This is a genomic window from Streptococcus sp. HMSC062D07 (assembly GCF_001814215.1).
Lineage (GTDB): Bacteria > Bacillota > Bacilli > Lactobacillales > Streptococcaceae > Streptococcus > Streptococcus infantis_I.
Map to the genome: position 1 here is coordinate 122,232 of NZ_KV815324.1, position 22,685 is coordinate 144,916.

The window sequence follows — 22,685 nt, forward strand, 5'->3', positions numbered from 1 at the left end:
GGAAAGATGAAAACAAGAAAAATCCCTTTGCGCAAGTCTGTTGTTTCCAACGATGTGATTGACAAGCGAGATTTACTTCGTATTGTCAAGAACAAAGAAGGTGAGGTCTTTATCGACCCGACAGGCAAGGCTAATGGCCGGGGCGCTTATATCAAGCTAGACAATGCAGAAGCCTTAGAGGCTAAAAAGAAAAAAGTCTTTAACCGTAGCTTTAATATGGAAGTTGAAGAAAGCTTTTATGACGAGTTGATCGCCTATGTTGATCACAAAGTAAAAAGAAGAGAGTTAGGACTTGAATAAGCAAAAAGTAAGTAATCTCTTGGGATTGGCTCAGCGAGCAGGGAAAATCATCTCGGGTGAAGAAATGGTTGTCAAAGCCATTCAAGACCGGAAAGTTAAATTGGTATTTCTAGCTCATGATGCTAGCCCAAATCTAACCAAGAAGATTCAGGATAAAAGCCACTATTATCAAGTAGAAGTTATTACCGTGTTTTCAACACTGGAATTAAGCATAGCAGTCGGAAAATCGAGAAAGGTTCTGGCTGTAACAGATGCTGGATTTACAAAGAAAATGAGGTCTCTTATGGAATAGAAGAGGAGGACATGATTTGTCTAAGAAAAGATTGTACGAAATCGCAAAAGAACTTGGAAAAGAAAGTAAGGAAGTTGTAGCGCGTGCAAAAGAGCTGGGCTTGGAAGTGAAAAGCCATGCTTCAAGCGTAGAGGCTGCTGCTGCTGAAAAAATTATAGCTAGCTTTAAGCCTGCTGCTCCTAAGGCAGCGGCAAAAGCAAGTGTAGAAAAGAAAGTTGAAAAGCCTGCATCAGCTAAACCAGTTGTTGCTAAGGAAGAAAGCAAACCAGCTACACCTGCAGCTTCTAAGGAAGAAAAAGTTGTAGCTGCAAGACCACAGAGTCGAAACTTTAAGGCGGAACGTGAAGCGCGTGCCAAAGAGCAAGCGGAACGACGCAAGCAAAACAAGGGTAACAACCGCGATCAACAACAAAACGGTAACCGTCAAAAGAACGATAACCGTAATGGTGGGAAACCTGGTCAAGGAAACCGTGACAATCGTCGTTTTAACGACCAAGGGAAGAAACCACAAGGTCAAGGAAATCGTGGCAATGATAATCGCCAACAAGCTGATAATCGTCCCAACCAAGCTGGCCCTCGTATTGACTTTAAAGCCCGAGCAGCAGCTCTGAAGGCTGAGCAAAACGCAGAATATGCACGCTCAAGCGAGGAACGCTTCAAACAGTCTCAAGTTGCAAAAGAAGCCTTGGCTCAAGCTAATAAACGCAAGGAGCCAGAAGAAATCTTTGAGGAAGCTGCTAAACTAGCTGAACAAACTCAGCCTGTAGTTGAAGTAGCTCCTGTAGCCAAAGAGGCTGTAGTGGATACACGTCGTAAAAAGCAAGCTCGACCAGACAAAGATCGTGATGATTACGATCATGAGGAAGATGGTCCTAGAAAACAACAAAAGAATCGAAGTAGTCAGAATCAAGTGAGAAATCAAAGAAATAGTAACTGGAATAACAATAAGAAAAATAAAAAAGGCAATAAACAAAATAACCGTAATCAGGCTCCAAAACCTATTACAGAGCGTAAATTCCATGAATTGCCCACAGAATTTGAATATACAGATGGTATGACTGTTGCGGAAATCGCAAAACGTATCAAACGTGAACCAGCTGAGATTGTTAAGAAACTATTTATGATGGGCGTTATGGCCACTCAAAACCAATCTTTGGATGGAGAAACAATCGAACTCCTCATGGTTGATTATGGAATTGAAGCTAAACAAAAGGTAGAAGTGGACAATGCGGATATCGAACGTTTCTTCGTAGAAGATGGATATCTAAATGAAGACAAGTTGGTTGAACGTCCACCAGTTGTAACTATCATGGGACACGTTGACCATGGAAAAACAACCCTTTTGGATACCCTACGTAATTCTCGTGTCGCTACAGGAGAAGCAGGTGGGATCACTCAGCATATTGGTGCCTACCAGATTGAGGAAAATGGTAAGAAGATTACCTTCCTTGATACACCAGGACACGCGGCCTTTACTTCTATGCGTGCACGTGGTGCCTCTGTTACCGATATTACGATCTTGGTCGTAGCGGCAGATGACGGGGTTATGCCTCAAACTATCGAAGCCATCAACCACTCAAAAGCAGCTAATGTTCCAATCATCGTTGCTATTAACAAGATTGATAAGCCAGGTGCAAACCCAGAACGCGTTATCGGCGAATTGGCTGAACACGGTGTTATGTCAACAGCTTGGGGTGGAGATTCTGAGTTTGTAGAAATCTCAGCTAAGTTCAACCAGAATATCGATGAACTCTTGGAAACGGTTCTTCTTGTAGCTGAAATTCAAGAGCTCAAAGCAGACCCAACCGTTCGTGCCATCGGTACTGTTATCGAAGCTCGTTTGGATAAGGGTAAAGGTGCGGTTGCAACTCTCCTTGTTCAACAAGGTACCTTGAACGTTCAAGACCCAATCGTTGTTGGTAATACTTTCGGACGTGTCCGTGCCATGACCAATGACCTTGGACGTCGTGTTAAGGTTGCAGGACCATCAACACCAGTATCCATTACAGGTCTAAACGAAGCACCGATGGCAGGTGACCACTTTGCTGTTTACGAAGATGAAAAATCTGCTCGTGCAGCTGGTGAAGAACGTGCCAAACGTGCTCTAATGAAACAACGTCAAGCAACTCAACGTGTCAGCCTAGAAAACCTCTTTGACACTCTTAAAGCTGGTGAACTTAAGTCTGTTAACGTCATCATCAAAGCCGACGTACAAGGTTCAGTTGAAGCCCTTTCTGCCTCACTACAAAAGATTGACGTGGAAGGTGTAAAAGTTACCATCGTCCACTCAGCAGTTGGTGCTATCAACGAATCTGACGTGACTCTTGCTGAAGCTTCAAATGCCTTTATCGTTGGTTTCAACGTACGTCCTACACCACAAGCCCGCCAACAAGCAGAAGCAGATGATGTAGAAATCCGTCTCCACAGCATTATCTACAAGGTTATCGAAGAGATGGAAGAAGCCATGAAAGGTATGCTTGATCCAGAATTTGAAGAAAAAGTTATCGGTGAAGCAATTATCCGTGAAACCTTCAAAGTGTCTAAAGTCGGAACAATCGGTGGATTTATGGTTACTAGCGGTAAAGTTACCCGTGACTCTAAAGTCCGCGTTATTCGTGACGGTGTCGTTATTTACGATGGTGAACTTGCAAGCTTGAAACACTATAAAGATGACGTCAAAGAAGTTACAAACGGCCGTGAAGGTGGTCTCATGATTGATGGCTACAATGATATCAAGATGGATGATGTGATTGAAGCATATGTCATGGAAGAAATCAAACGCTAAGATTCTTGCTCCTTCCTTAGGTGATGTGGGACGCAAGCAAACCGATGGTTTCATTGCTTATTTTTGAGCCTAGAGTCTCAAAAATCCCCAGTGATTGAACTAAATGATCAGCCCAATCACTTTCACCACGGCGAAAGAAGCAGATGATTTCAAATTGAACTTCGTTTCAATTTGAATTGAAAATCAATAAGTTTAAAAATAGCTAGGTCTGCTGGCCTAGCTTTTGATTCAATAGAGAGGAAGGAATAGCATGGGAAATCATTTCCGTACGGATCGTGTAGGCATGGAAATCAAACGCGAAGTCAATGAGATTTTGCAAAAGAAAGTCCGTGATCCTCGTGTCCAAGGAGTGACCATCACAGATGTTCAGATGCTAGGTGACTTGTCTGTAGCTAAGGTTTACTACACCATTTTGAGTAATCTTGCTTCAGATAATCAAAAGGCCCAAATTGGCCTTGAAAAAGCAACCGGAACTATCAAACGTGAGCTTGGTCACAATTTGAAATTGTATAAAATTCCAGACTTGACCTTCGTCAAAGACGAATCCATCGAGTATGGAAACAAGATTGACGAAATGTTACGCAATCTGGATAAAAAATAAGAAAGAGGGGTAACCCTCTTTTTTGTTTAGAAGAAGGAGGGTATTCTAGACTTAAAGGCTAATCAGAAAGAAAAAATAAGTTCTTAAAATTTCTTTTATGGAGCAAATATGATATGATATAGTTCAAATTGAAAGAAAAAGAGAAGAAACTAGATGTCTAAACAAGATTTAGCTATGCAAGTATTGCAACAAGTCGTGAAACTCCCTGTTGTTAAAGTTGATCGTTCAAAATTTTTAGTAGATAAATTTTCCAAACTATTAGACCCAAAAGATATTCCTCGATTACTAGAAGAGGGACCAACAGCCTTGTTATCCCAGGATATTTTAGATAAAGTTGCCGATTCTTGTATTAAGGATAATGTTCTATTGGCGAGTGGAACTTCTGTTCTTGCAGGTATTCCTGGTGGTCTAGCCCTTGCAATCACCATTCCAACTGATGTTGCTCAGTTTTATGCTTTCTCCTTAAAACTAGCGCAAGAATTGGGATATATTTATGGCTATGATGATCTTTGGGCTTCACGAAATGAATTGAGTGAAGAAGCCAAAAATACGCTCTTGCTCTATCTCGGGGTCATGCTTGGGGTCAATAGTGCTGGAGCCCTCCTTCGAGCTGGGGGAGTATCAGTTGCTAAACATGTCATGAAGACAGTTCCCCAGAAGGCTTTGGCTAAGACTTTGTGGTATCCCATTTTAGAAAAAGTTTTGAAAATTTTTGGGGTGAATCTGACAAAGGGAGGCTTTGCAAAAGGAATGGGCAAATTTATCCCAATCCTAGGAGGTGTCGTTTCAGGTGGTTTAACCTATACGACTATGAAACCTATGGGTAAAAGTTTGCAAAGAGAATTATCCAAACTAGTCAATTATAGTGAAGCTCAGTATCAAAGAGATGTAGAAACGATTCGAAAAGAAGCAGAAATCATCGAAGTAGAGTAATGGGAAGAAACTAGTAGGCTTGTACTGCTAGTTTTTTTATCCTAGCCCTTGTGGTATAATAAAAAAAGAAAATCTAGTGTGAAAACAGAATGGAGGTTGTGATGGATAATATTATTGACGTATCTATTCCCGTTGCGGAAGTGGTGGATAAACATCCAGAAGTTTTAGATATTTTGGTTGAGCTTGGTTTCAAACCACTTGCAAATCCCTTGATGCGTAATACTGTAGGGCGAAAAGTTTCGCTCAAACAAGGTTCCAAGCTTGAAGGGACTCCTATGGATAAGATTGTGCGTACGCTTGAAGCAAATGGTTACGAAGTGATCGGGTTAGACTAATGACAGATGAACGTATTCATATCCTGCGGGATATTTTATTAGAATTGCATAATGGAGCCTCTCCAGAGTCCGTTCAGGAACGCTTTGATGCGACCTTTACTGGTGTATCTGCTATCGAGATTTCCCTCATGGAGCACGAGTTGATGAACTCTGACTCAGGCGTAACCTTTGAAGATGTCATGGAACTCTGCGATGTGCATGCCAATCTCTTTAAAAATGCTGTTAAGGGCGTAGAAGTTGAAGATACCGAACATCCTGGTCATCCTGTGCGTGTCTTTAAGGATGAAAATCTAGCTCTCCGTGCTGCCTTGATTCGGGTCCGTAGATTGCTCTCGACTTATGAATCTGTGGACGATGAGGAAATGTTGGTTGAGATGCGCAAAGGCTTGGTACGTCAGATGGGGCTTGTTGGTCAATTTGATATCCACTACCAGCGCAAGGAAGAGCTCTTTTTTCCCATCATGGAACGTTATGGGCATGATTCACCTCCCAAAGTCATGTGGGGAGTGGATGATCAGATTAGGGATCTCTTTCAAACAGCCTTAGTGGCAACTAAGTCGCTCCCAGAAGTGCCAATTTCCGCTGTGAAGGAAGCTTTTGAAGCTTTTGCGACAGAGTTTGAAAGTATGATTTTTAAGGAAGAATCAATCCTTCTCATGATTCTGCTTGAATCCTTTACCCAGGATGACTGGATTCAGATTGCTGAGGAAAGTGATGCCTATGGATATGCTATTATCCGTCCGTCTGAGAAATGGGTTCCTGAACGTCAACCTTTTGTTGAGGAAAAAAGTGTAGAAGAACCAACTCAGCCAGAAACTGTAGATGGACAAGTTCAGCAAGTGATTGATACACCAGAAGGTCAGTTTACTATCACCTTTACACCAAAGGAAAAGGAAACGGTGCTAGATCGCAATAGCCAGCAGGCTTTTGGCAATGGCTATCTCTCAGTTGAACAGGCGAATCTTATCCTTAATCATTTGCCGATGGAGATTACCTTTGTTAATAAGGATGATATTTTCCAGTATTATAATGACAATACTCCAGCGGATGAAATGATTTTCAAGCGGACACCGTCTCAAGTTGGACGTAATGTCGAACTATGTCATCCACCAAAATATTTGGAGAAGGTCAAAGCCATTATGCAAGGTCTTCGTGAAGGGAAAAAAGACAAGTACGAGATGTGGTTCAAGTCAGAATCACGTGGAAAGTTTGTCCATGTCACCTACGCTGCAGTACATGATGAAAACGGGGAATTTCAAGGTGTGTTGGAGTATGTTCAGGACATCCAACCCTACCGTGAGATTGATACAGACTTTTTCCGTGGATTAGAATAAGGAGAAAAAATGAGTTACGAGCAAGAATTTATGAAGGAATTTGAAGCCTGGGTTAATACCCAGATTATGATCAACGAAATGGCTCTTAAGGAAAGTCAAAAGGTCTATGAAGAAGATCAAGATGAGCGCGCTAAAGATGCCATGATTCGCTACGAGAGTCGCTTGGATGCCTACCAGTTCTTACTAGGTAAATTTGAAAACTTCAAGGCAGGCAAGGGATTCCATGATTTACCAGAAGGTTTGTTTGGCGAGAGAAATTATTAATGTTTAGAAATTAGAAAGGAGGCTGGGACAAAAGTCCTAGCCTCTCAATTGTCTTTGGATTGTCGAGCAAGACGCAGTGGTTGAGTGGGCTCTACTACGCTGATTTCATCAGCTTTTACAGCCCTACTCAACTGTGCGGAGGTGGGACGACGAAATCGAATTCTAACGAATTACCGATTTCTGTCCCACTCTCTTTTTCATTGTTCCTTGAGCCTTTTTGTGTTACAATGTTAGCATGAAAACGAAAAATATTATTAAAACAGGTTTAGTCGTGGCAGGGCTTGGAGCACTTGCCTTTGGTGCTAAGAAAGTAGCTGATGATCACAAACTCATGAAGACACAGGAAGAGTTAACTGCTATTGTGCGTGACTATTTCTCAGAAATGGGTGAGATTGGGACTCTCTATGTCCAAGTGTACGAAAGTAGCCTTGAACGTCTTGTTGGTGGTGTCATTTTTGAAGATGGTCGTCACTATACCTTTGTCTATGAAGATGAAGATCTCATCTACGAGGAGGAAGTCTTATGATTTCTCCTAAAAATATTGAAGAATTAGCAAATCTAGTAGAGCAGGATGGCAAGAAGGTCTTCCTTTTTGTTGCGGATTGGTGTGGCGATTGCCGTTATATCTATCCTGCCTTGCCAGAGATTGAAGAGGCAAATCCAGAGTTCACTTTTATACGGGTAGACCGAGATGAGTACATGGAACTTGCTAAACTTTGGGATGTATACGGGATTCCAAGTCTTGTTGTTTTAGACAAGGACAAGGAGATTGGACGTTTTGTCAATCGTGACCGTAAAACCAAGGGGCAAATCAATGACTTTTTAGCAAGTTTGAAATAGGAGAAAAGAATGATTTTTACATATAATAAAGAACATGTCGGCGATGTCCTTATGGTCATCGTGAAAAACAGTGGAGATGCCAAGCTAGATGTTGAGCGTAAAGGTAATGTAGCGCGTGTTTTCCTAAAAGAAACTGGTGAAACTGTCGCATGGAACATTTTTGAAGTTTCTAGCATGTTTGAGATCGCTGAGCGCGGTCAAGTCTTTTTAACTGACGACCAAGTAGCACGTTTGAACCAAGAATTGCAAGAAGAAGGATTTGCTGAAGAAATCATCAACGACAAGGAACCCAAATTTGTGGTTGGAGAGATTGTAGAAATGGTTGCGCATCCAGATAGTGACCACCTCAATATCTGCCAAGTTGCTGTTGGGAATGACAAAACAGTACAAATCGTTGCTGGTGCTCCCAATGCACGTGTTGGTTTGAAAACCATTGTTGCTCTTCCTGGAACCATGATGCCAAAAGGCAATCTCATTTTCCCAGGGGAACTTCGTGGGGAAAAGAGTTTTGGTATGATGTGTAGTCCTCGTGAACTTGCCTTGCCAAATGCTCCCCAAAAACGTGGTGTCATTGAATTATCAGACGACCAGGTAGTTGGAACACCCTTTGACCCAGCTACACACTGGACTGCTTAATCACTAAAAGTGGTTTATAATCTTTGCTTGAGGGAAATAAGATGGCAAAAAATGTAGTCATTACAGGTGCAACATCAGGTATTGGTGAAGCAATTGCGCGTGCCTATCTAGAAAAAGGTGAGAATGTTGTACTCACAGGGCGTCGAACAGAAAGACTCGAGGTTCTAAAAAACGAGTTTACAGAAGCCTTTCCAAATCAAAAAATCTGGACCTTTCCGTTAGATGTTACAGATATGTGCATGGTAAAAACTGTTTGTTCAGAAATTTTAGAAACTGTTGGTCAGGTTGATATCTTGGTCAATAATGCTGGACTGGCTCTAGGCTTGGCTCCTTATCAGGATTATGAAGAGTTGGATATATTGACCATGCTGGATACCAATGTCAAGGGTTTAATGGCGGTTACACGCTGTCTCTTGCCTTCCATGGTAGCAACTAATCAAGGGCATATTATCAATATGGGTTCTACTGCAGGGATTTACGCATATGCTGGTGCAGCAGTCTATTCAGCAACCAAGGCTGCAGTCAAAACCTTTTCAGACGGGCTTCGGATTGACACCATTGCGACAGATATCAAGGTGACCACTATTCAGCCAGGAATTGTAGAAACTGATTTTTCAAAAGTTCGTTTCCATGGAGATGAGGCACGGGCGGCGACGGTCTATCAGGGACTTGAAGCCTTACAGGCGCAAGATATCGCAGATACTGTAGTTTATGTGACCAGTCAACCACGACGAGTACAAATCACAGATATGACCATCATGGCCAATCAACAAGCAACTGGATTTATGATTCATAGAGATTAATATTATTTTTAAAAAAGTTACAAATCTTGTAACTTTTTTTCTTTTCCTTCGAATAGATAAGTAGGAGGATGAAAAATGTATAATAAAGTTATTATGATTGGACGTTTAACGTCTACACCAGAATTGCACAAAACCAACAATGACAAGTCAGTGGCTCGTGCGACTATTGCTATTAATCGTCGTTTCAAGGACCAAAATGGGGAACGTGAAGCTGACTTCATCAATATTGTTGTTTGGGGGAAACTTGCTGAAACCTTAGCTAGCTACGCGACTAAAGGCAGTCTCATTTCTGTCGATGGGGAGCTTCGTACCCGTAAGTTCGAGAAAAATGGTCAGACCAACTATGTGACCGAAGTTCTCGCTACAGGCTTCCAACTTTTGGAAAGTCGTGCTCAACGTGCTATGCGTGAAAATAATGCTGGTCAAGACTTAGCAGATCTGGTTTTGGAAGAGGAGGAGCTTCCTTTCTAGAATCAATTATAGAAAAAAGCTGGTTCGTTTATAGACTGGCTTTTTCTATTGTTTCTAGTTTTATTGTTCGGAAATTACTTCTTAAAATAGGTCAAATAAATGTCCTTGTACAATAAAATCAAGCATTTTTTTTGAAAAAGTAGTAGAATAAAGTAATATATATTCAAAATTTTCAGAAAAGGAATGAAATTTGAAGGAAAATAAAGAGAAAAAAGAATTGTTGAAATGGATGATAAAGCGTATATTACTGCTGATTCCAGTTGTCTGTATTCTCTTTTGGATTTTTGGCCGTTGTCAAACAAGTGGCATCAAGGATCAGACTAAAATTGGTGTAACCTATATGACCATGAACAATGAGTTCTATAAAAGTATTCATTCGGAAATTAGTCGAATTTCCGATGAAAGAGGAGCTCTTGTTTGCGTCCGAGATCCAGAATTGGATGAAGAAAGGCAGAGCCAGCAGATTGATGATTTTTGTGCTCAAAAAGTTGATGTGATTGTGATCAATCCGGTCAAGGGGGATAGCCAGTCCATTTTAACTGCTCTTGAAAAAGCTAGAAAACAAGGAATTAAAATCATTGCAGTCGATACCCAATTGAAAAATTTTAAGCCCGATGCAAGTATTGTATCTGATAACTACCAAGCGGGAGTAATGATTGCTAAAGAGCTCATGAAACGTTCTTCTAGCGCTCGAGTCCTCCTTTTGGAGCATAAAGGGACTGTCTCAGCAGATACGCGGATTCAGGGGTTTAAAGACACTATAGAGGGGCACAGTTCTTATCAGATTGTATCGGAACTAGAAACCAAGGGGCAAACGGAGATCGCCATGCCGGCTGTCCAGAATTTTTTACAATCAGGGATTGAAATTGATACCTTGGTTGCCTTAAATGACCGCTCGGCTATAGGAGCTTTAGCTGCAATTAAGGAGCAAGGAAATAGCCAGTCCATTGCAATTTATGGAATCGATGGCTCACCAGATATGAAATCCTTGTTGCACTCGACGGATGATGTAGTGGGAACCGTTGCTCAATCTCCCTTGAAGATGGGAGACCGTGTTATGGAAGTTATCCAAGATATTTCTGAAGGGAAGAGCTATACCAAAGAGGTGATCATTCCAGTTGAAATGATGACAAAGGAAAACATTGATCAGTTTGATGTGAATGGGTGGCAGTAATGAGAAAGTTTAGAGGTGTTCGATACAGTTTGGCCATTCTTATGGTCGTGAATTTTATTGCTGTTATGCTCAACAGCATCATCTATCTTCAAGCAACCAACTATATCATTGCTCAACGCCAAGCCTCTCTATTATTGGAGCGCCTAGAGCGTATTCCTTTTGCTCCATCTACGACTTTTTGGTTGTCAGCAATCTTATTTGCTGGGATTGCCTTAATCTCAATGAGTCGTTATAGACCTCAAACAAGTCGATGGTCCATTTTTGATAAGAGGAATCTTCTAGAGATTCTCCTGATGTTACTGTTGATGTGGGTTCAGAACATAGCTTATAACGGGCTCATTCTCTTGGTTTTTGCAGATATCTTCTATGGCTCCAAAGAGTTGAATACCAAGAGAGATCGGAAGTATTGGTTTGCCTTTATCCTAGTGAGCTTCTTGATGCTCCTTGTAACCAATTCAGACGTCTTTTCGCTTTTCTTCCCGATTCCTTCTCTTGATACCTATATTCATTTTTATCCTGAATCTATCCGTATTTTGGCCTTTTTCTTAAAGAATTCCCTCTACGCCTTGAATATGGTACTCTTCATTATTTCACTTTTATTTTATATCATGAATGTCCTTGCGGAAAACCATGAAGTTGAACAAGAGCTGGCCATGGTGTCCAAGGTTAATACCGAGTTGAACAACTATATGGCCTTATCTGAGAAGATTGCAGAGGATCGGGAGCGCAAGCGGATTGCTCGGGAGATTCACGATACCTTGGGACACGCGTTAACAGGGATTTCAGCAGGTTTAGATGCTGTCGGGGTCTTGATTGATATCAATCCAAGTCGTGCCAAAGAGCAGGTAAAAAACGTATCAGAAGTCGTCCGTGAAGGAATCCAGGATGTGAGAGGCTCTCTCAATCGCCTTCGTCCAGGAGCCCTTGAGGAGCGAACTCTCAAAGATGCTTTAGAAAAGACAATCCGCGAGTACCAAATTCTTTCAAACTTGCAAGTTGATCTCAACTATGAATGGATCGATGTCGATATGGACGTCATGATTGAAGATACAATCTTTCGTGTGATACAAGAGTCTATGACTAATGCGGTTCGCCACGGTCATGCCAGCCACATGGACCTCCATTTTTTTGAGGACGAAGAAGATTACATGATTGAGTTGCAGGATAATGGAGTTGGGTTTGAAACCTTGACCTATGGCTACGGACTCAAACAGATGATGGAGCGTATTTCAATTCTAGGAGGCCAGCTTCAATTTGAAAGTCGCGATGGATTTTTCACACGTGTTAGTTTACCAAAATATAAAGAAGGGAGATAATAGATGATGATAAAAGTAATGGTGGCGGATGACCAGTCCTTGATTCGAGAATCTCTGAAAATTATTTTGTCGGCCTACTCAGATATTGAAGTGGTAGCCACAGTGGAAGATGGGAATCATGTCTTGTCTAGCATTCCACACTCGCATCCGGATTTAATCTTAATGGATATTCGGATGCCAGGCATGGATGGGGTTTTGGCTACAAAAGAAGTAAAAGAGCACTATCCGGATATCAAAATTATTATTTTAACAACCTTTGACGATGATGAATTTATCTATAGTGCGCTCAAGTATGGTGCTTCAGGGTATCTCTTAAAAGGAGCCTCGACAGAGGAGCTTTATGAAGCTATTAAGGTGGTGCATCAGGGAGGAGCAATGATCAACCCTGATATCGCAAGCAAGGTCTTTCAAATTTTCTCGCAAATGGCCAAATCAAATTTCTCTATTGCTGTGGATGAGGATAACGTTAAGGATTTGAGCACGACGGAATGGCGCATTATCCAAGAGATTGGCTATGGTGAGTCAAATAAAGAGATTGCGGCTAAACTCTTCTTATCAGAAGGAACTGTTCGTAATTACTTATCAACGATTTTGTCGAAATTAAACCTAAGAGATCGAACGCAATTAGCGATTTGGTCAGTCCAAACAGGAGTGACCCGACGTGATTTTTCAAAAGGAAATACGGAATGAAATTGAAGCGAAAGCAACTTTGTTTAGGGATTTGTCTCCTTTTTATGCTCTCTTTGAGTGCTGGTTTTTATTGGTGGAAACAGCAACCGACCGTCCTTCATATAGGAGTTTATGCAGGCTCTAGTTGGGATGTACCGACCAGTCAACGTTCTCATGCATTGGATCTTGCGATCCAAAAATTTGAAAAGTCCCATCCTAATGTCCGTGTGGAATATGAAAATGGAATTCCGCAGTCGGAATATTCAAACTGGCTCTCAGAAAAAATTGTATCAGGAAAGACCCCTGATGTGTTTATGGTTTCTGAGAAAGATTTGTCCTTATTGGCGGCACGTGGCGTTTTAGAAAAGTTAAACGGCTATATGAATAAAGAAGACCAAGTTGCTTTTTATCCTGTTGCATTTGAATCAGGTGTTTATCAGGGGCAAACCTATGCCTTGCCATATGAAAGTAATCCTATTTTGATGTGTGTCAATAAAGATTTGCTGGATAAAGAAGGCATTGAGGTTCCCAAAGAAGGTTGGAGCTTGGAAGAGTTCTATACAATTTGTAAAAAACTAACCAAAGATACCAATGGAGATGGTCAATTGGATCAGTTTGGGAGTACAGAATACACCTGGAAAGAAGCTTTGGCAGCAAATGGGGGTAGTCTCTTTCAAGGTGGGATGCTCAAACTTACGGCTCCAGAAGTCAAAGAATCTTTGACTTTTCTGCAAAAATTGGAAGAGTTAAATAAAAATTATAAGGTGAGTTCCAAAGATTTTGACCAGGGGAAAGTAGCGTTTTACCCCATGACTTTGGCTCAATATAGGACTTATAAACCTTATCCCTATCATGTTTCCAAATATTCAAACTTCACCTGGACCTGTATTCCTATGCCTGCTAAGTCAAAAACCACTAAGGCGACCTTGGTTACGACGACTTCTTTTGCCATGTCTGCTCGGACTCCTCATTCAAAGTTGGCTTGGGAGTTGATGCAAGTGTTGACAGAGGATCCAGAAATCCAACAAACTCTTTTTGCTGAATCTCAAGGGATTTCTGTCATGCCTGATGTAGTCAAGAGTCGTTCTAGTAAAGACCTTCTGCAAGTGGATGATTTTGGGGCAGATTCCTTAACCAATCAGACCTTGAACCGAATCATGGAACAAGCTGTAGAAAGTAGTCCCAAGAATGTCTCGAAAGAAGTGTTAGAAAAACTGGACTACTTGATTGGCAATGCCTTGCGCAATCAAGATGTTGAGAACCGCCTGCCGCAAATTCAAAGGGAGATTGAAAGTAGTCTCCAGGTAGGATTTTAAAGAAAAAAAGATGACATCGTGTCAAGTGACAGATGTCATTTTTTTATTGCTAAATGTCATGTTTATAATGTGACATTTGACAATGTAAAAACGCTTTCAAATAATCTACAATAGAGTCAAATAAAGGAGGCGTAGCAAAATGAAATACCTCATTTTAGTCAGTCATGGAGGATTGGCAGAAGGCCTAAAAACATCACTAGCTATGTTTGCTGGTGATAAGATGAACCAGGTCATTGCAGTTGGACTCAAAGAAGGAAAGTCGGTCGATGATTTTGCAGTTGATTTTAGAGAAAGCATTTCAGAATTGACAGCAGATGATTCTGTACTGGTCTTGGCAGATATTGTAGGCGGTAGTCCACTAACCACAGCAGCAACTGTCCTAGAAGAAGTTGGGAAGCTAGATGAAGCTTTGATCCTTGGTGGAATGAATCTTACCATGGCTTTAACAGCAGTAGTGATGAAGGATGTGTTGGATGGAGACGATTTGTCAGCCACCATCTTATCAGAAGCACGATCTGCACTACAGCCTTTTGAAGTTTCAGCCACTAGTGCTGAAGAAGATGATGACGATATTTAATAGGGAGGTACCTTATGGTAGTAACATTTGTACGGATTGATGACCGCATGATTCACGGTCAAACAGTCACACGCTGGGCAAAAGAAAAACCATGTGATGGTTTGATTGCCGTAAACGATGCAGCAGCATCAAACAAGGTTTTGATCCAAGCTTACAAAGGCGCATCAGACAAAAAAACCTTTGTATGGACAAAAGAAGCATTTAAAGAAAAATCAGCAAAAGTAACAGAATCAGATAGTCGTTACTTCTTGATCACCAAAAATCCAATCGATATGAAGGAAATTTTGGTGGACCAAGGTTTTGTTCCAGGGGATGTTAAAGAAATCATCGTAGGCCCTGCAAATGATCGTCCTGGTGCAGTGAAATTGGGTAATAACCAATCCATCACACAGGAAGAAGCAGAAGCCTTCCAAGCCATTCAAGCAGCAGGCTATAAGGTGAAATTCCAGTTGTTGCCTGATGTTTCGATTGGTTACTGGGATGATTTCAAATCTAAATTTGGTTTTTAAACCTAACAATTTTATTAATTAGGTAAATAAATTTACAAACAAAAAGGAGCGTTTGTTATGACAATTTCATGGATTCAAGCAATCTTGCTTGCAGTTTTCGCCAGCTTGTCTTCAATGCCTGGTATGGGAGGTTCCAGTATCGGGAACTATACACTCGGTCGTCCCTTGATTGGTGGGTTGATCTCAGGTTTAATTCTTGGAGATGTGACAACCGGTATTATGGTAGGGGTTGCCCTTCAAGTCGTTTATATCGCCTTGGTAACACCTGGTGGAACCGTATCTGCGGATGTTCGTGCCATTTCTTATATCGGTGTTCCTCTTGCTATCTTGTTTGTGCATGCAAATCACATCACAGATGAAGCTGGAATTGCAGCAGCTGCAGCCCCAATCGGTGCGGCCGTTGGGACAATCGGTACTGTTCTTTTCTACGGAACAGCTACCATGAACTTGCTTTGGCAACACATTGGTTGGAAAGCCGTTGAAGAAGGAAACTTCAAAAAACTCTACGCAGTTGACTGGGTTTACCCATGGATCTCTCACTTCCTCTTCTCTTTCCTTCCAACTATGATTATCACTAAATATGGTGAAAACATGGTTGATTTGATGAAACTTTACCTTCCTATGGATGGTTTCTGGATGAAAGCTCTCTTTACAGTCGGAGCTCTTCTCCCATGTGTCGGTATTGCTATCTTGTTGAAACAAATTGTTACAAAAGCAACTGACTTCATTCCATTCTTTGTTGGATTTACCTTGGCTAAATCTCTCGGCTTGAACTTGGTAGCGAGTGCGGTTGTTTCATTGATCTTTGCAGTAATCTACTATGAACTTGAAGTAATCAAATCTATGAAAGCTGTTCCAGCTGGGGCTGTTTACGTAGACGATGATGAGGAGGATATTTAAAATGGCTGATAGAAAGAAAATTTCAAAGAAAACATTAGCAAAAGCATTTCATCATTGGTATTATGGTCATTTGACTTGTTTCTCTCAAGAACACATGCAAACCTTTGGATACTTGACTTCTATGCTTCCAATCGTAGAAGAAATGTATGATACAAAAGAAGAACAAAAAGATGCTATGCAAACCTATACTGCTTTCTTCAATACTGAACCGCAACTTGGATCTCTTGTTGTAGGGATTACAGCTGGTTTGGAAGAAGCACGTGCAAATGGAGATGCAGTAGATGGTGAAACCATCAATGGGATGCGTGCCGGTTTGATGGGACCAATCGCTGGTATTGGTGACTCTTTGATCGTTGGTACCTTGATTCCAGTTCTTTTGGGGATTGCACTTGGTCTTTCTAAAGGTGGTAACGTCGCTGGTGCTATCTTCTACATCGTCGTATGGAACTTCCTAGTCTACTTTGGTATGCGCTTTGCCTTCTTCAAAGGATATCAATTAGGGGATAAAGCCGTTGAATTCCTAGTAGGACCAAAAGGACAAGCTCTTCGTAAAGCAATCAGCGTTGTCGGTGGTATGGTTATTGGTGCCGTAGCAGCGACTTGGGTCTCTGTTACAACAGCACTCGAATTCAAAAATGCTAATGGAGAAGCCTTCCTTAAAATTCAAGAAAAGATTGATGGTGTTTATCCAGGTCTCTTGACAGCAACCTTCATCACTATTTGCTGGTGGTTGATGTCTAAGAAAAAAGTTTCACCAAACAAAGTCATGTTAATTCTAGTTGTTGTTGCCTTAATTGGTGTTGCTCTAGGTATCTTTGACCCACATCTTAATTACTAAGGTCAAGAGAACCCAATATTTACTAGTAAAAATTTTGAGAATGAAGTAGACTAATCTCCTTCTCTTACACTTCATTCTCAATTTTTATCAGGAGGATTTTCATGGTTACAAAACAAGAACTTGTTAATGGATATGAAACAGAAATTAAGTATCAACGCCACATGCTTGAAAATTTGGGTCGTTGGTTCAGTTTGCTCTTTATCACTGCTAGTATTGGTGTGGTATTGATTTATCTTTTTCATAAAACCTTCCTCCCACTCTTAATTTTCGGAATTTTACTTGCCTTGATTGGAATATTGGGAATGGTGGTTATTGGATATGGTATCTATCGAGGGCGGATCAATCTACAAAAAGTAGTCGATGATTTTAATCGAAAATTGACAATTCTCAATTAATATTAAAGGAACATCTCTTTCATTTTTTGAGGTGTTTTTTTCTTGACTATTTCTGACTAAGTGATACAATAGAACTATGGTTTAGCACTCGAACTTCAAGAGTGCTAATAATATGATTGTCTTATGGAGGAAAGCAGATGTTGAAACCATTAGGAGACCGCGTGGTCTTGAAAATTGAAGAAAAAGAACAAACTGTTGGAGGCTTTGTCCTTGCAGGATCAGCCCAAGAAAAAACAAAAACAGCTAAAGTTGTAGCTACTGGGGAAGGTGTTCGCACCTTGAACGGTGATTTGGTTGCTCCTAGTGTAAAGGTTGGAGATCAAGTTTTAGTGGAAGCTCATGCAGGTATTGATGTCAAAGATGGGGATGAAAAATATATCATCGTAGGTGAAGCTAACATCTTGGCAATTATCGAAGAATAGAAGGAGAAAGTAAGTATGGCAAAAGAAATTAAATTTTCATCTGATGCACGTTCAGCTATGGTTCGCGGTGTTGATATCCTAGCTGACACTGTTAAAGTAACCTTGGGACCTAAAGGTCGTAACGTTGTTCTTGAGAAATCATTCGGTTCACCATTGATTACCAATGATGGTGTAACAATCGCTAAAGAAATCGAACTAGAAGACCACTTTGAAAATATGGGTGCCAAATTGGTATCAGAAGTAGCTTCTAAAACCAATGATATTGCGGGTGACGGGACAACAACTGCAACTGTCTTGACTCAAGCAATTGTTCGTGAAGGGATCAAGAACGTTACCGCAGGTGCGAACCCAATTGGTATCCGCCGAGGGATTGAAGCAGCGGTTGCAACTGCTGTGGAAGCCTTGAAGAACAATGCCATTCCTGTTGCTAACAAAGAAGCGATTGCGCAGGTAGCTGCCGTTTCATCTCGTTCTGAAAAAGTCGGTGAGTACATCTCTGAAGCTATGGAAAAAGTTGGTAAAGATGGTGTTATCACTATTGAAGAATCACGTGGTATGGAAACAGAGCTTGAAGTTGTAGAAGGAATGCAATTCGATCGTGGTTATCTATCACAGTACATGGTCACTGACAATGAAAAAATGGTTGCAGACCTTGAAAATCCATACATTTTAATCACTGATAAGAAAATCTCAAATATCCAAGAAATTTTGCCACTTCTAGAAAGTATTCTTCAAAGTAGCCGTCCACTCTTGATTATTGCAGATGATGTTGATGGTGAAGCTCTGCCAACCCTTGTTTTGAACAAGATTCGTGGGACTTTCAACGTAGTTGCTGTTAAGGCACCAGGATTTGGTGACCGACGTAAAGCTATGCTTGAAGATATCGCAATCTTGACAGGTGGTACCGTTATTACTGAAGACCTTGGACTTGAGTTGAAAGATGCTACCATCGAAGCTTTAGGGCAAGCAGCTAAAGTGTCTGTAGATAAAGATAGCACAGTCATTGTTGAAGGTGCAGGAAATCCTGAAGCGATTGCTAACCGTGTAGCTGTCATCAAGTCTCAAATCGAAACAACAACTTCAGAATTCGACCGAGAAAAACTCCAAGAACGCTTGGCTAAATTATCAGGTGGAGTAGCAGTTATCAAGGTCGGTGCTGCAACTGAAACTGAATTGAAAGAAATGAAACTCCGCATCGAAGATGCCCTTAACGCTACCCGTGCAGCAGTGGAAGAAGGTATTGTTGCAGGTGGTGGTACTGCCTTAGTGAATGTCATTCCAGCTGTTGAAGCTTTAGAATTGACAGGTGACGAAGCAACAGGACGTAGCATTGTTCTTCGTGCCTTAGAAGAGCCGGTTCGCCAAATTGCCTACAATGCAGGCTATGAAGGTTCAATCGTTATCGATCGTTTGAAACATGCAGAAGCTGGTACAGGCTTCAACGCTGCAACAGGTGAATGGGTCAACATGATTGAAGCAGGTATTATCGACCCTGTTAAGGTTAGCCGTTCAGCCCTTCAAAACGCAGCTTCAGTAGCAAGTCTTATATTGACAACAGAAGCAGTTGTGGCTAACAAACCAGAACCTGTAGCACCAGCTCCAGCTATGGATCCATCAATGATGGGTGGTTACTAATAAATAAAAACAGGTAGAAATCATGATTTCTACCTGTTTCTTTTGAATCACTTAAAAAGAGGGAGCTCAGCTTCCTCTTTTTTTATCTTAAATTGTTATGGTTTGATAACTTCAGCTCCACCCATGTATGGACGAAGTACTTCTGGAATAGTGACAGAACCATCTTCATTTTGATAGTTTTCAAGAATTGCAGCAACGGTACGTCCAACAGCAAGTCCAGAACCGTTCAAGGTGTGGAGAAGTTTAACCTTACCATCTGCTTCGTCACGGTAACGGATTTGGGCACGACGTGCTTGGAAATCTTCTGTATTTGAACAGCTTGAAATTTCACGGTAGGTATTTTGTGCTGGGATCCAAACTTCCAAGTCGTAAGTCTTAGCAGCTGAGAAGCCCATATCTCCTGTAGAAAGAGCAACTACACGGTATGGCAAGTTGAGTTTTTGAAGGATGTTTTCAGCGTTAGCTGTCATCTTTTCTAGTTCTTCGTATGATTCTTCAGGTTTAGCAAATTTAACCATTTCAACTTTGTGGAATTGGTGCAAACGAATCAAACCGCGAGTATCGCGACCAGCAGAACCAGCTTCAGAACGGAATGATGGACTCATAGCAGTAAAGTAGATTGGCAAGTCTTTTCCTTCAAGAATTTCATCACGGTAGTAGTTAGTTAGAGGTACTTCAGCGGTAGGAATAAGGACATAATTAGTGTCTTTCAATTCAAAAGTATCATCCTTAAATTTTGGATAATTTCCGGTACCAAACATAGAATCATGGTTAACCATGTAAGGTGTGATGACTTCAGTGTAACCTTCTTTTCCGTGTTCATCCAACATAAAGTTGTAGATAGCACGTTCTAAGCGAGCTCCGAGGCCTTTATAGAAGAGGAAACGAGCTCCAGTGACTTTTCCACCACGTTCCCAGTCAAGAATACCAAGGTCTTCTCCGAGATCCCAGTGGGCTTTTGGTTCAAAGTCAAACTCACGAGGAGTTCCCCAACGGCGAACTTCTACGTTATCATCTTCGTCTGCCCCAATAGGAACACTGTCAGCTGGGATGTTTGGAAGAGTAGTGGTAAATTCTGTCAATTTAGCATCGATTTCAGCTAATTCTGCATCGAGTGCTTTGACTTCGGCAGATAGGGTTTGCATGGCAGCAATCTTATCATCGGCATTTTCCTTATTGCGCTTAGCTTGAGCAATTTCAGCAGAAACCGTGTTACGCTCTGCCTTGAGGGTTTCAACCTTGACCAAGATGTCACGACGTTTAGCATCGATTTCTTTCATCTCGTTCAAGATAGCAGCATCTACACCACGTGTAGCCAATTTTTCTGCGACAGCATCAAAGTCTGTACGAATACGTTTGATATCTAGCATATAAACTCCTTTATGAAAAAAGCACACCTGACAAAGCGTTGGAGTGGCAGAGCCACGGTTCCATCCAACTTCACAGGTGTGCACTTGATTCTGTATTTGATTTAAAACAACGGTAGAATTTCACCTATCTCTCCTATCTGCTCGCAGCATCCGCAGACTTTCTGGAAGAAGAGGATAACCTACTTATCCGTTTCTATGATTATACTAAACTTTCTATTTTTTTGCAAATAGATTTTTGATTTTACGACCGATGATTTGGAGTAAGGTTGGAAGCTTCACAACCTTTTCATTTCCGATTTTTTCCCGAGCAATTTTAAGAATTTTTCCGGAGTCTTTTGAGGCAAAGAGGAATTTTCCTTGGTCTGTAAAAACTTCAAAATGACGACTAACCTTACGGCCTGAAACATTGGCTCCGATTTGATTAACGCTAGACCATGGGATTTGAATATAATCCTCAATATTGCGATCCGAGTAAAACTCCAAGGCTTGGTCTCCTACCAGAAATTTTCCAACTTTTCCTTGTATAGATAGGTAAGAAGTTCCAGTAGTTTGTAAGTCAACGACTTTATTGAGAGATTGTGCCATGTTTAGTCTTCCTTACTTTCACCGAAAAATGCTTGGTAGAGAGCCTTAAGAGCCGCTTTTTCTTGGTCTTTGTGGACAACGAACATGATAGAAACTTCACTAGAACCTTGTGACATCATTTGAATGTTGATATTGTTTTCAGATAAGGCACGAGTGGCTGTAGCAGTTACCCCGATATGGCGCTTCATTTTTTCGCCAACAATCATGATGATAGACAGGTCATGTTCGATTTCAGCATGGTCGACCTCTGCTTTTTGAACAAGTTGACGGAGGATTTCTTCCTCTTTGATTGGTGTAAGCTCGCGCTCACGAAGGATGATAGAAAGGTCATCGATACCTGTAGGCATGTGTTCCCAACCAATATTCAGGTCTTCTAGAATTTGAAGTACTTTACGACCAAAACCAACTTCGCGGTTCATGAGGTACTTGGACATATTGATGCTGACAAAACCAGAATCACCAGCAATCCCCACTACTGGGAATTCATCACTGCTGTGTTTCAGAACGATGCGAGTACCTGGATGGTCAGGATTATTGGTATTTTTGATAACAAGAGGGATTTTCCCGCGGTAGGCTGGAAGGAGTGCTTCGTCATGTAGTACAGAGAAACCTGCATAGGCCAATTCCCGCATTTCACGGTAAGTCAATTCAGGGATTGAGTGTGGCTTGTGAATGATACCAGGGTGGGCAGCAAAAATTCCGTCAACATCAGTAAAGTTTTCATAAAGGTCAGCTTTAACTCCAGCTGCGATAATTGAACCAGTAATATCAGATCCACCACGAGAGAAGGTACAGATTTGATCTTCCTTGGTCACGCCAAAGAATCCTGGGATAACTAGAACTTCTGTGCCATTATTGAGTTCTTCAATTTTGTCATAACTTGAAGGAATGATACGAGCATTTCCAGGTTCGCTTGTTACAACAATACCAGCCTCTCGTGGATGAACATAGCGAGCTTCTAATCCATTTTGGTTAAAGTAAGCTGCAATGAGTTTAGCGTTGTTATTTTCCCCTGCAGCAAGGAAGGTATCGTAAAGAAATTCATTGTTTTCAATTGGAAGGGTAGCGAGAGTTCGGATGCTTTTAGAGATTCGTTCTAAAACAGCAGGTTTAAGCCCGAGTTCGCTAACCATTGCAGCGTAACGATCGATAATCCAATTTTGACTAGCACTGATATCATTTCCTGCTACATAATCACGATAATATTTAATCAAAGCATCCGTAACCTTGGTATCTTTAGCATCGCGCTTTCCTGGTGCAGATACAACTACAAAACGACGTTCAGGGTCACTTTTTACAATGTTTAAAACCTTTTTCAATTGGCTTGCAGAGGCGAGTGAACTTCCTCCAAATTTTACAACCTTCATAAGAACTCCTCAGTTAGT

27 protein-coding genes are annotated in these 22,685 nt (G+C 41.2%); 24 read left to right on the plus strand and 3 right to left on the minus strand.

Going from position 1 to position 22,685, the window contains the following annotated elements; translation table 11 throughout:
- Nucleotides 1-6 precede the first annotated feature (6 nt).
- The 24 genes from rnpM (at nucleotide 7) to groL (ending at nucleotide 19,345) form a co-directional block, all read left to right on the plus strand.
- Nucleotides 7-300, plus strand: a complete 294-nt coding sequence (gene rnpM / locus HMPREF2957_RS01225) for an RNase P modulator RnpM (RefSeq protein WP_004251817.1) — start codon at nucleotides 7-9, stop codon at nucleotides 298-300.
- Nucleotides 293-592 carry a YlxQ-related RNA-binding protein gene (locus HMPREF2957_RS01230; protein WP_004251819.1) on the plus strand — a complete coding sequence of 100 codons (300 nt, stop codon included), beginning with the start codon at nucleotides 293-295 and terminating at the stop codon, nucleotides 590-592. The genes rnpM and HMPREF2957_RS01230 overlap by 8 nt, the downstream gene beginning before the upstream one ends.
- 16 nt (nucleotides 593-608) lie before the next feature.
- Entirely contained in the window at nucleotides 609-3,377 is a 2,769-nt protein-coding gene (gene infB / locus HMPREF2957_RS01235; protein ID WP_070677043.1) for a translation initiation factor IF-2, read from the plus strand.
- Nucleotides 3,378-3,627: 250 nt separating this feature from the next.
- The gene (gene rbfA / locus HMPREF2957_RS01240; protein ID WP_004251823.1) at nucleotides 3,628-3,978 is read left to right on the plus strand and encodes a 30S ribosome-binding factor RbfA; all 351 of its coding nucleotides are present in this window, start codon (nucleotides 3,628-3,630) and stop codon (nucleotides 3,976-3,978) included.
- A gap of 153 nt (nucleotides 3,979-4,131) precedes the next feature.
- Nucleotides 4,132-4,911 carry a hypothetical protein gene (locus HMPREF2957_RS01245; RefSeq protein ID WP_070677044.1) on the plus strand — a complete coding sequence of 260 codons (780 nt, stop codon included), beginning with the start codon at nucleotides 4,132-4,134 and terminating at the stop codon, nucleotides 4,909-4,911.
- A 101-nt stretch (nucleotides 4,912-5,012) separates the two neighbouring features.
- Nucleotides 5,013-5,246, plus strand: a complete 234-nt coding sequence (locus tag HMPREF2957_RS01250; protein WP_000368732.1) for a DUF1858 domain-containing protein — start codon at nucleotides 5,013-5,015, stop codon at nucleotides 5,244-5,246.
- Nucleotides 5,246-6,580, plus strand: a complete 1,335-nt coding sequence (locus tag HMPREF2957_RS01255) for a DUF438 domain-containing protein (protein ID WP_070677045.1) — start codon at nucleotides 5,246-5,248, stop codon at nucleotides 6,578-6,580. The genes HMPREF2957_RS01250 and HMPREF2957_RS01255 overlap by 1 nt, the downstream gene beginning before the upstream one ends.
- 9 nt (nucleotides 6,581-6,589) lie before the next feature.
- Nucleotides 6,590-6,844 carry a DUF1912 family protein gene (locus HMPREF2957_RS01260; RefSeq protein WP_070677046.1) on the plus strand — a complete coding sequence of 85 codons (255 nt, stop codon included), beginning with the start codon at nucleotides 6,590-6,592 and terminating at the stop codon, nucleotides 6,842-6,844.
- A 235-nt stretch (nucleotides 6,845-7,079) separates the two neighbouring features.
- The gene (locus HMPREF2957_RS01265; RefSeq protein WP_024053819.1) at nucleotides 7,080-7,370 is read left to right on the plus strand and encodes a DUF4651 domain-containing protein; all 291 of its coding nucleotides are present in this window, start codon (nucleotides 7,080-7,082) and stop codon (nucleotides 7,368-7,370) included.
- Nucleotides 7,367-7,684 (plus strand): thioredoxin family protein, encoded by a 318-nt coding sequence (locus HMPREF2957_RS01270; RefSeq protein WP_006144978.1) that lies wholly within the window; start codon nucleotides 7,367-7,369, stop codon nucleotides 7,682-7,684. The genes HMPREF2957_RS01265 and HMPREF2957_RS01270 overlap by 4 nt, the downstream gene beginning before the upstream one ends.
- A 9-nt stretch (nucleotides 7,685-7,693) precedes the next feature.
- Nucleotides 7,694-8,320, plus strand: a complete 627-nt coding sequence (gene ytpR, locus HMPREF2957_RS01275; protein ID WP_070677047.1) for a YtpR family tRNA-binding protein — start codon at nucleotides 7,694-7,696, stop codon at nucleotides 8,318-8,320.
- Between the two features lie 41 nt (nucleotides 8,321-8,361).
- Nucleotides 8,362-9,123 (plus strand): SDR family NAD(P)-dependent oxidoreductase, encoded by a 762-nt coding sequence (locus tag HMPREF2957_RS01280; RefSeq protein ID WP_070677048.1) that lies wholly within the window; start codon nucleotides 8,362-8,364, stop codon nucleotides 9,121-9,123.
- A gap of 75 nt (nucleotides 9,124-9,198) precedes the next feature.
- The gene (locus HMPREF2957_RS01285) at nucleotides 9,199-9,594 is read left to right on the plus strand and encodes a single-stranded DNA-binding protein (protein ID WP_006144984.1); all 396 of its coding nucleotides are present in this window, start codon (nucleotides 9,199-9,201) and stop codon (nucleotides 9,592-9,594) included.
- 229 nt (nucleotides 9,595-9,823) lie between these two features.
- Nucleotides 9,824-10,768, plus strand: a complete 945-nt coding sequence (locus tag HMPREF2957_RS01290) for a substrate-binding domain-containing protein (protein WP_398577643.1) — start codon at nucleotides 9,824-9,826, stop codon at nucleotides 10,766-10,768.
- Entirely contained in the window at nucleotides 10,768-12,084 is a 1,317-nt protein-coding gene (locus tag HMPREF2957_RS01295) for a sensor histidine kinase (protein WP_004251849.1), read from the plus strand. Before HMPREF2957_RS01290 ends, HMPREF2957_RS01295 begins: the two co-directional genes overlap by 1 nt.
- Nucleotides 12,085-12,090: 6 nt before the next feature.
- Entirely contained in the window at nucleotides 12,091-12,774 is a 684-nt protein-coding gene (locus HMPREF2957_RS01300) for a response regulator transcription factor (RefSeq protein ID WP_004251853.1), read from the plus strand.
- On the plus strand, nucleotides 12,771-14,069 hold the full coding sequence (locus tag HMPREF2957_RS01305; RefSeq protein WP_006150426.1) for an ABC transporter substrate-binding protein: 1,299 nt from the start codon (nucleotides 12,771-12,773) through the stop codon (nucleotides 14,067-14,069). The genes HMPREF2957_RS01300 and HMPREF2957_RS01305 overlap by 4 nt, the downstream gene beginning before the upstream one ends.
- Nucleotides 14,070-14,208: 139 nt before the next feature.
- On the plus strand, nucleotides 14,209-14,646 hold the full coding sequence (locus HMPREF2957_RS01310) for a PTS sugar transporter subunit IIA (RefSeq protein WP_004251855.1): 438 nt from the start codon (nucleotides 14,209-14,211) through the stop codon (nucleotides 14,644-14,646).
- A 14-nt stretch (nucleotides 14,647-14,660) separates the two neighbouring features.
- Nucleotides 14,661-15,155, plus strand: coding sequence for a PTS sugar transporter subunit IIB (locus tag HMPREF2957_RS01315; protein WP_000261775.1), 495 nt, complete (start codon nucleotides 14,661-14,663; stop codon nucleotides 15,153-15,155).
- 57 nt (nucleotides 15,156-15,212) lie between these two features.
- Entirely contained in the window at nucleotides 15,213-16,055 is an 843-nt protein-coding gene (locus tag HMPREF2957_RS01320) for a PTS mannose/fructose/sorbose/N-acetylgalactosamine transporter subunit IIC (RefSeq protein ID WP_000156207.1), read from the plus strand.
- Complete coding sequence (locus tag HMPREF2957_RS01325) at nucleotides 16,039-16,893, plus strand: PTS system mannose/fructose/sorbose family transporter subunit IID (protein ID WP_029689583.1); 855 nt, start codon at nucleotides 16,039-16,041, stop codon at nucleotides 16,891-16,893. Before HMPREF2957_RS01320 ends, HMPREF2957_RS01325 begins: the two co-directional genes overlap by 17 nt.
- A gap of 101 nt (nucleotides 16,894-16,994) precedes the next feature.
- Entirely contained in the window at nucleotides 16,995-17,288 is a 294-nt protein-coding gene (locus HMPREF2957_RS01330) for a hypothetical protein (RefSeq protein WP_004251862.1), read from the plus strand.
- 137 nt (nucleotides 17,289-17,425) lie between these two features.
- Entirely contained in the window at nucleotides 17,426-17,710 is a 285-nt protein-coding gene (gene groES / locus HMPREF2957_RS01335) for a co-chaperone GroES (protein WP_070677049.1), read from the plus strand.
- Between the two features lie 15 nt (nucleotides 17,711-17,725).
- Nucleotides 17,726-19,345: a chaperonin GroEL gene (gene groL / locus HMPREF2957_RS01340; RefSeq protein ID WP_070677050.1), complete on the plus strand. Its 1,620-nt coding sequence runs from the start codon at nucleotides 17,726-17,728 to the stop codon at nucleotides 19,343-19,345.
- Nucleotides 19,346-19,440: 95 nt separating this feature from the next.
- On the opposite strand, the gene serS is transcribed toward groL, so the two are convergent.
- The 3 genes from serS to HMPREF2957_RS01355 all read right to left on the minus strand — a co-directional run bounded on the left by serS (nucleotide 19,441) and on the right by HMPREF2957_RS01355 (nucleotide 22,667).
- The gene (serS, locus tag HMPREF2957_RS01345) at nucleotides 19,441-20,715 is read right to left on the minus strand and encodes a serine--tRNA ligase (protein WP_070677051.1); all 1,275 of its coding nucleotides are present in this window, start codon (nucleotides 20,713-20,715) and stop codon (nucleotides 19,441-19,443) included.
- Between the two features lie 213 nt (nucleotides 20,716-20,928).
- Nucleotides 20,929-21,300 carry a DUF956 family protein gene (locus HMPREF2957_RS01350; RefSeq protein WP_004251868.1) on the minus strand — a complete coding sequence of 124 codons (372 nt, stop codon included), beginning with the start codon at nucleotides 21,298-21,300 and terminating at the stop codon, nucleotides 20,929-20,931.
- 2 nt (nucleotides 21,301-21,302) lie between these two features.
- Nucleotides 21,303-22,667: an aspartate kinase gene (locus tag HMPREF2957_RS01355; RefSeq protein WP_006147931.1), complete on the minus strand. Its 1,365-nt coding sequence runs from the start codon at nucleotides 22,665-22,667 to the stop codon at nucleotides 21,303-21,305.
- Between the last annotated feature and the right edge of the window lie 18 nt (nucleotides 22,668-22,685).

Coding starts and splice junctions, on each gene's coding strand:
- HMPREF2957_RS01245 (WP_070677044.1), top strand. CDS start 4,132: ATGTCTAAACAAGATTTAGCTATGCAAGTATTGCAACAAGTCGTGAAA.
- HMPREF2957_RS01300 (WP_004251853.1), top strand. CDS start 12,091: ATGATAAAAGTAATGGTGGCGGATGACCAGTCCTTGATTCGAGAATCT.
- HMPREF2957_RS01330 (WP_004251862.1), top strand. CDS start 16,995: ATGGTTACAAAACAAGAACTTGTTAATGGATATGAAACAGAAATTAAG.
- HMPREF2957_RS01265 (WP_024053819.1), top strand. CDS start 7,080: ATGAAAACGAAAAATATTATTAAAACAGGTTTAGTCGTGGCAGGGCTT.
- groES (WP_070677049.1), top strand. CDS start 17,426: ATGTTGAAACCATTAGGAGACCGCGTGGTCTTGAAAATTGAAGAAAAA.
- ytpR (WP_070677047.1), top strand. CDS start 7,694: ATGATTTTTACATATAATAAAGAACATGTCGGCGATGTCCTTATGGTC.
- HMPREF2957_RS01285 (WP_006144984.1), top strand. CDS start 9,199: ATGTATAATAAAGTTATTATGATTGGACGTTTAACGTCTACACCAGAA.
- HMPREF2957_RS01315 (WP_000261775.1), top strand. CDS start 14,661: ATGGTAGTAACATTTGTACGGATTGATGACCGCATGATTCACGGTCAA.
- groL (WP_070677050.1), top strand. CDS start 17,726: ATGGCAAAAGAAATTAAATTTTCATCTGATGCACGTTCAGCTATGGTT.
- HMPREF2957_RS01260 (WP_070677046.1), top strand. CDS start 6,590: ATGAGTTACGAGCAAGAATTTATGAAGGAATTTGAAGCCTGGGTTAAT.
- HMPREF2957_RS01320 (WP_000156207.1), top strand. CDS start 15,213: ATGACAATTTCATGGATTCAAGCAATCTTGCTTGCAGTTTTCGCCAGC.
- rbfA (WP_004251823.1), top strand. CDS start 3,628: ATGGGAAATCATTTCCGTACGGATCGTGTAGGCATGGAAATCAAACGC.
- serS (WP_070677051.1), bottom strand. CDS start 20,715: ATGCTAGATATCAAACGTATTCGTACAGACTTTGATGCTGTCGCAGAA.
- HMPREF2957_RS01355 (WP_006147931.1), bottom strand. CDS start 22,667: ATGAAGGTTGTAAAATTTGGAGGAAGTTCACTCGCCTCTGCAAGCCAA.
- HMPREF2957_RS01280 (WP_070677048.1), top strand. CDS start 8,362: ATGGCAAAAAATGTAGTCATTACAGGTGCAACATCAGGTATTGGTGAA.
- HMPREF2957_RS01325 (WP_029689583.1), top strand. CDS start 16,039: ATGAGGAGGATATTTAAAATGGCTGATAGAAAGAAAATTTCAAAGAAA.
- HMPREF2957_RS01295 (WP_004251849.1), top strand. CDS start 10,768: ATGAGAAAGTTTAGAGGTGTTCGATACAGTTTGGCCATTCTTATGGTC.
- HMPREF2957_RS01290 (WP_398577643.1), top strand. CDS start 9,824: ATGATAAAGCGTATATTACTGCTGATTCCAGTTGTCTGTATTCTCTTT.
- HMPREF2957_RS01270 (WP_006144978.1), top strand. CDS start 7,367: ATGATTTCTCCTAAAAATATTGAAGAATTAGCAAATCTAGTAGAGCAG.
- HMPREF2957_RS01310 (WP_004251855.1), top strand. CDS start 14,209: ATGAAATACCTCATTTTAGTCAGTCATGGAGGATTGGCAGAAGGCCTA.
- rnpM (WP_004251817.1), top strand. CDS start 7: ATGAAAACAAGAAAAATCCCTTTGCGCAAGTCTGTTGTTTCCAACGAT.
- HMPREF2957_RS01350 (WP_004251868.1), bottom strand. CDS start 21,300: ATGGCACAATCTCTCAATAAAGTCGTTGACTTACAAACTACTGGAACT.
- HMPREF2957_RS01305 (WP_006150426.1), top strand. CDS start 12,771: ATGAAATTGAAGCGAAAGCAACTTTGTTTAGGGATTTGTCTCCTTTTT.
- HMPREF2957_RS01255 (WP_070677045.1), top strand. CDS start 5,246: ATGACAGATGAACGTATTCATATCCTGCGGGATATTTTATTAGAATTG.
- HMPREF2957_RS01250 (WP_000368732.1), top strand. CDS start 5,013: ATGGATAATATTATTGACGTATCTATTCCCGTTGCGGAAGTGGTGGAT.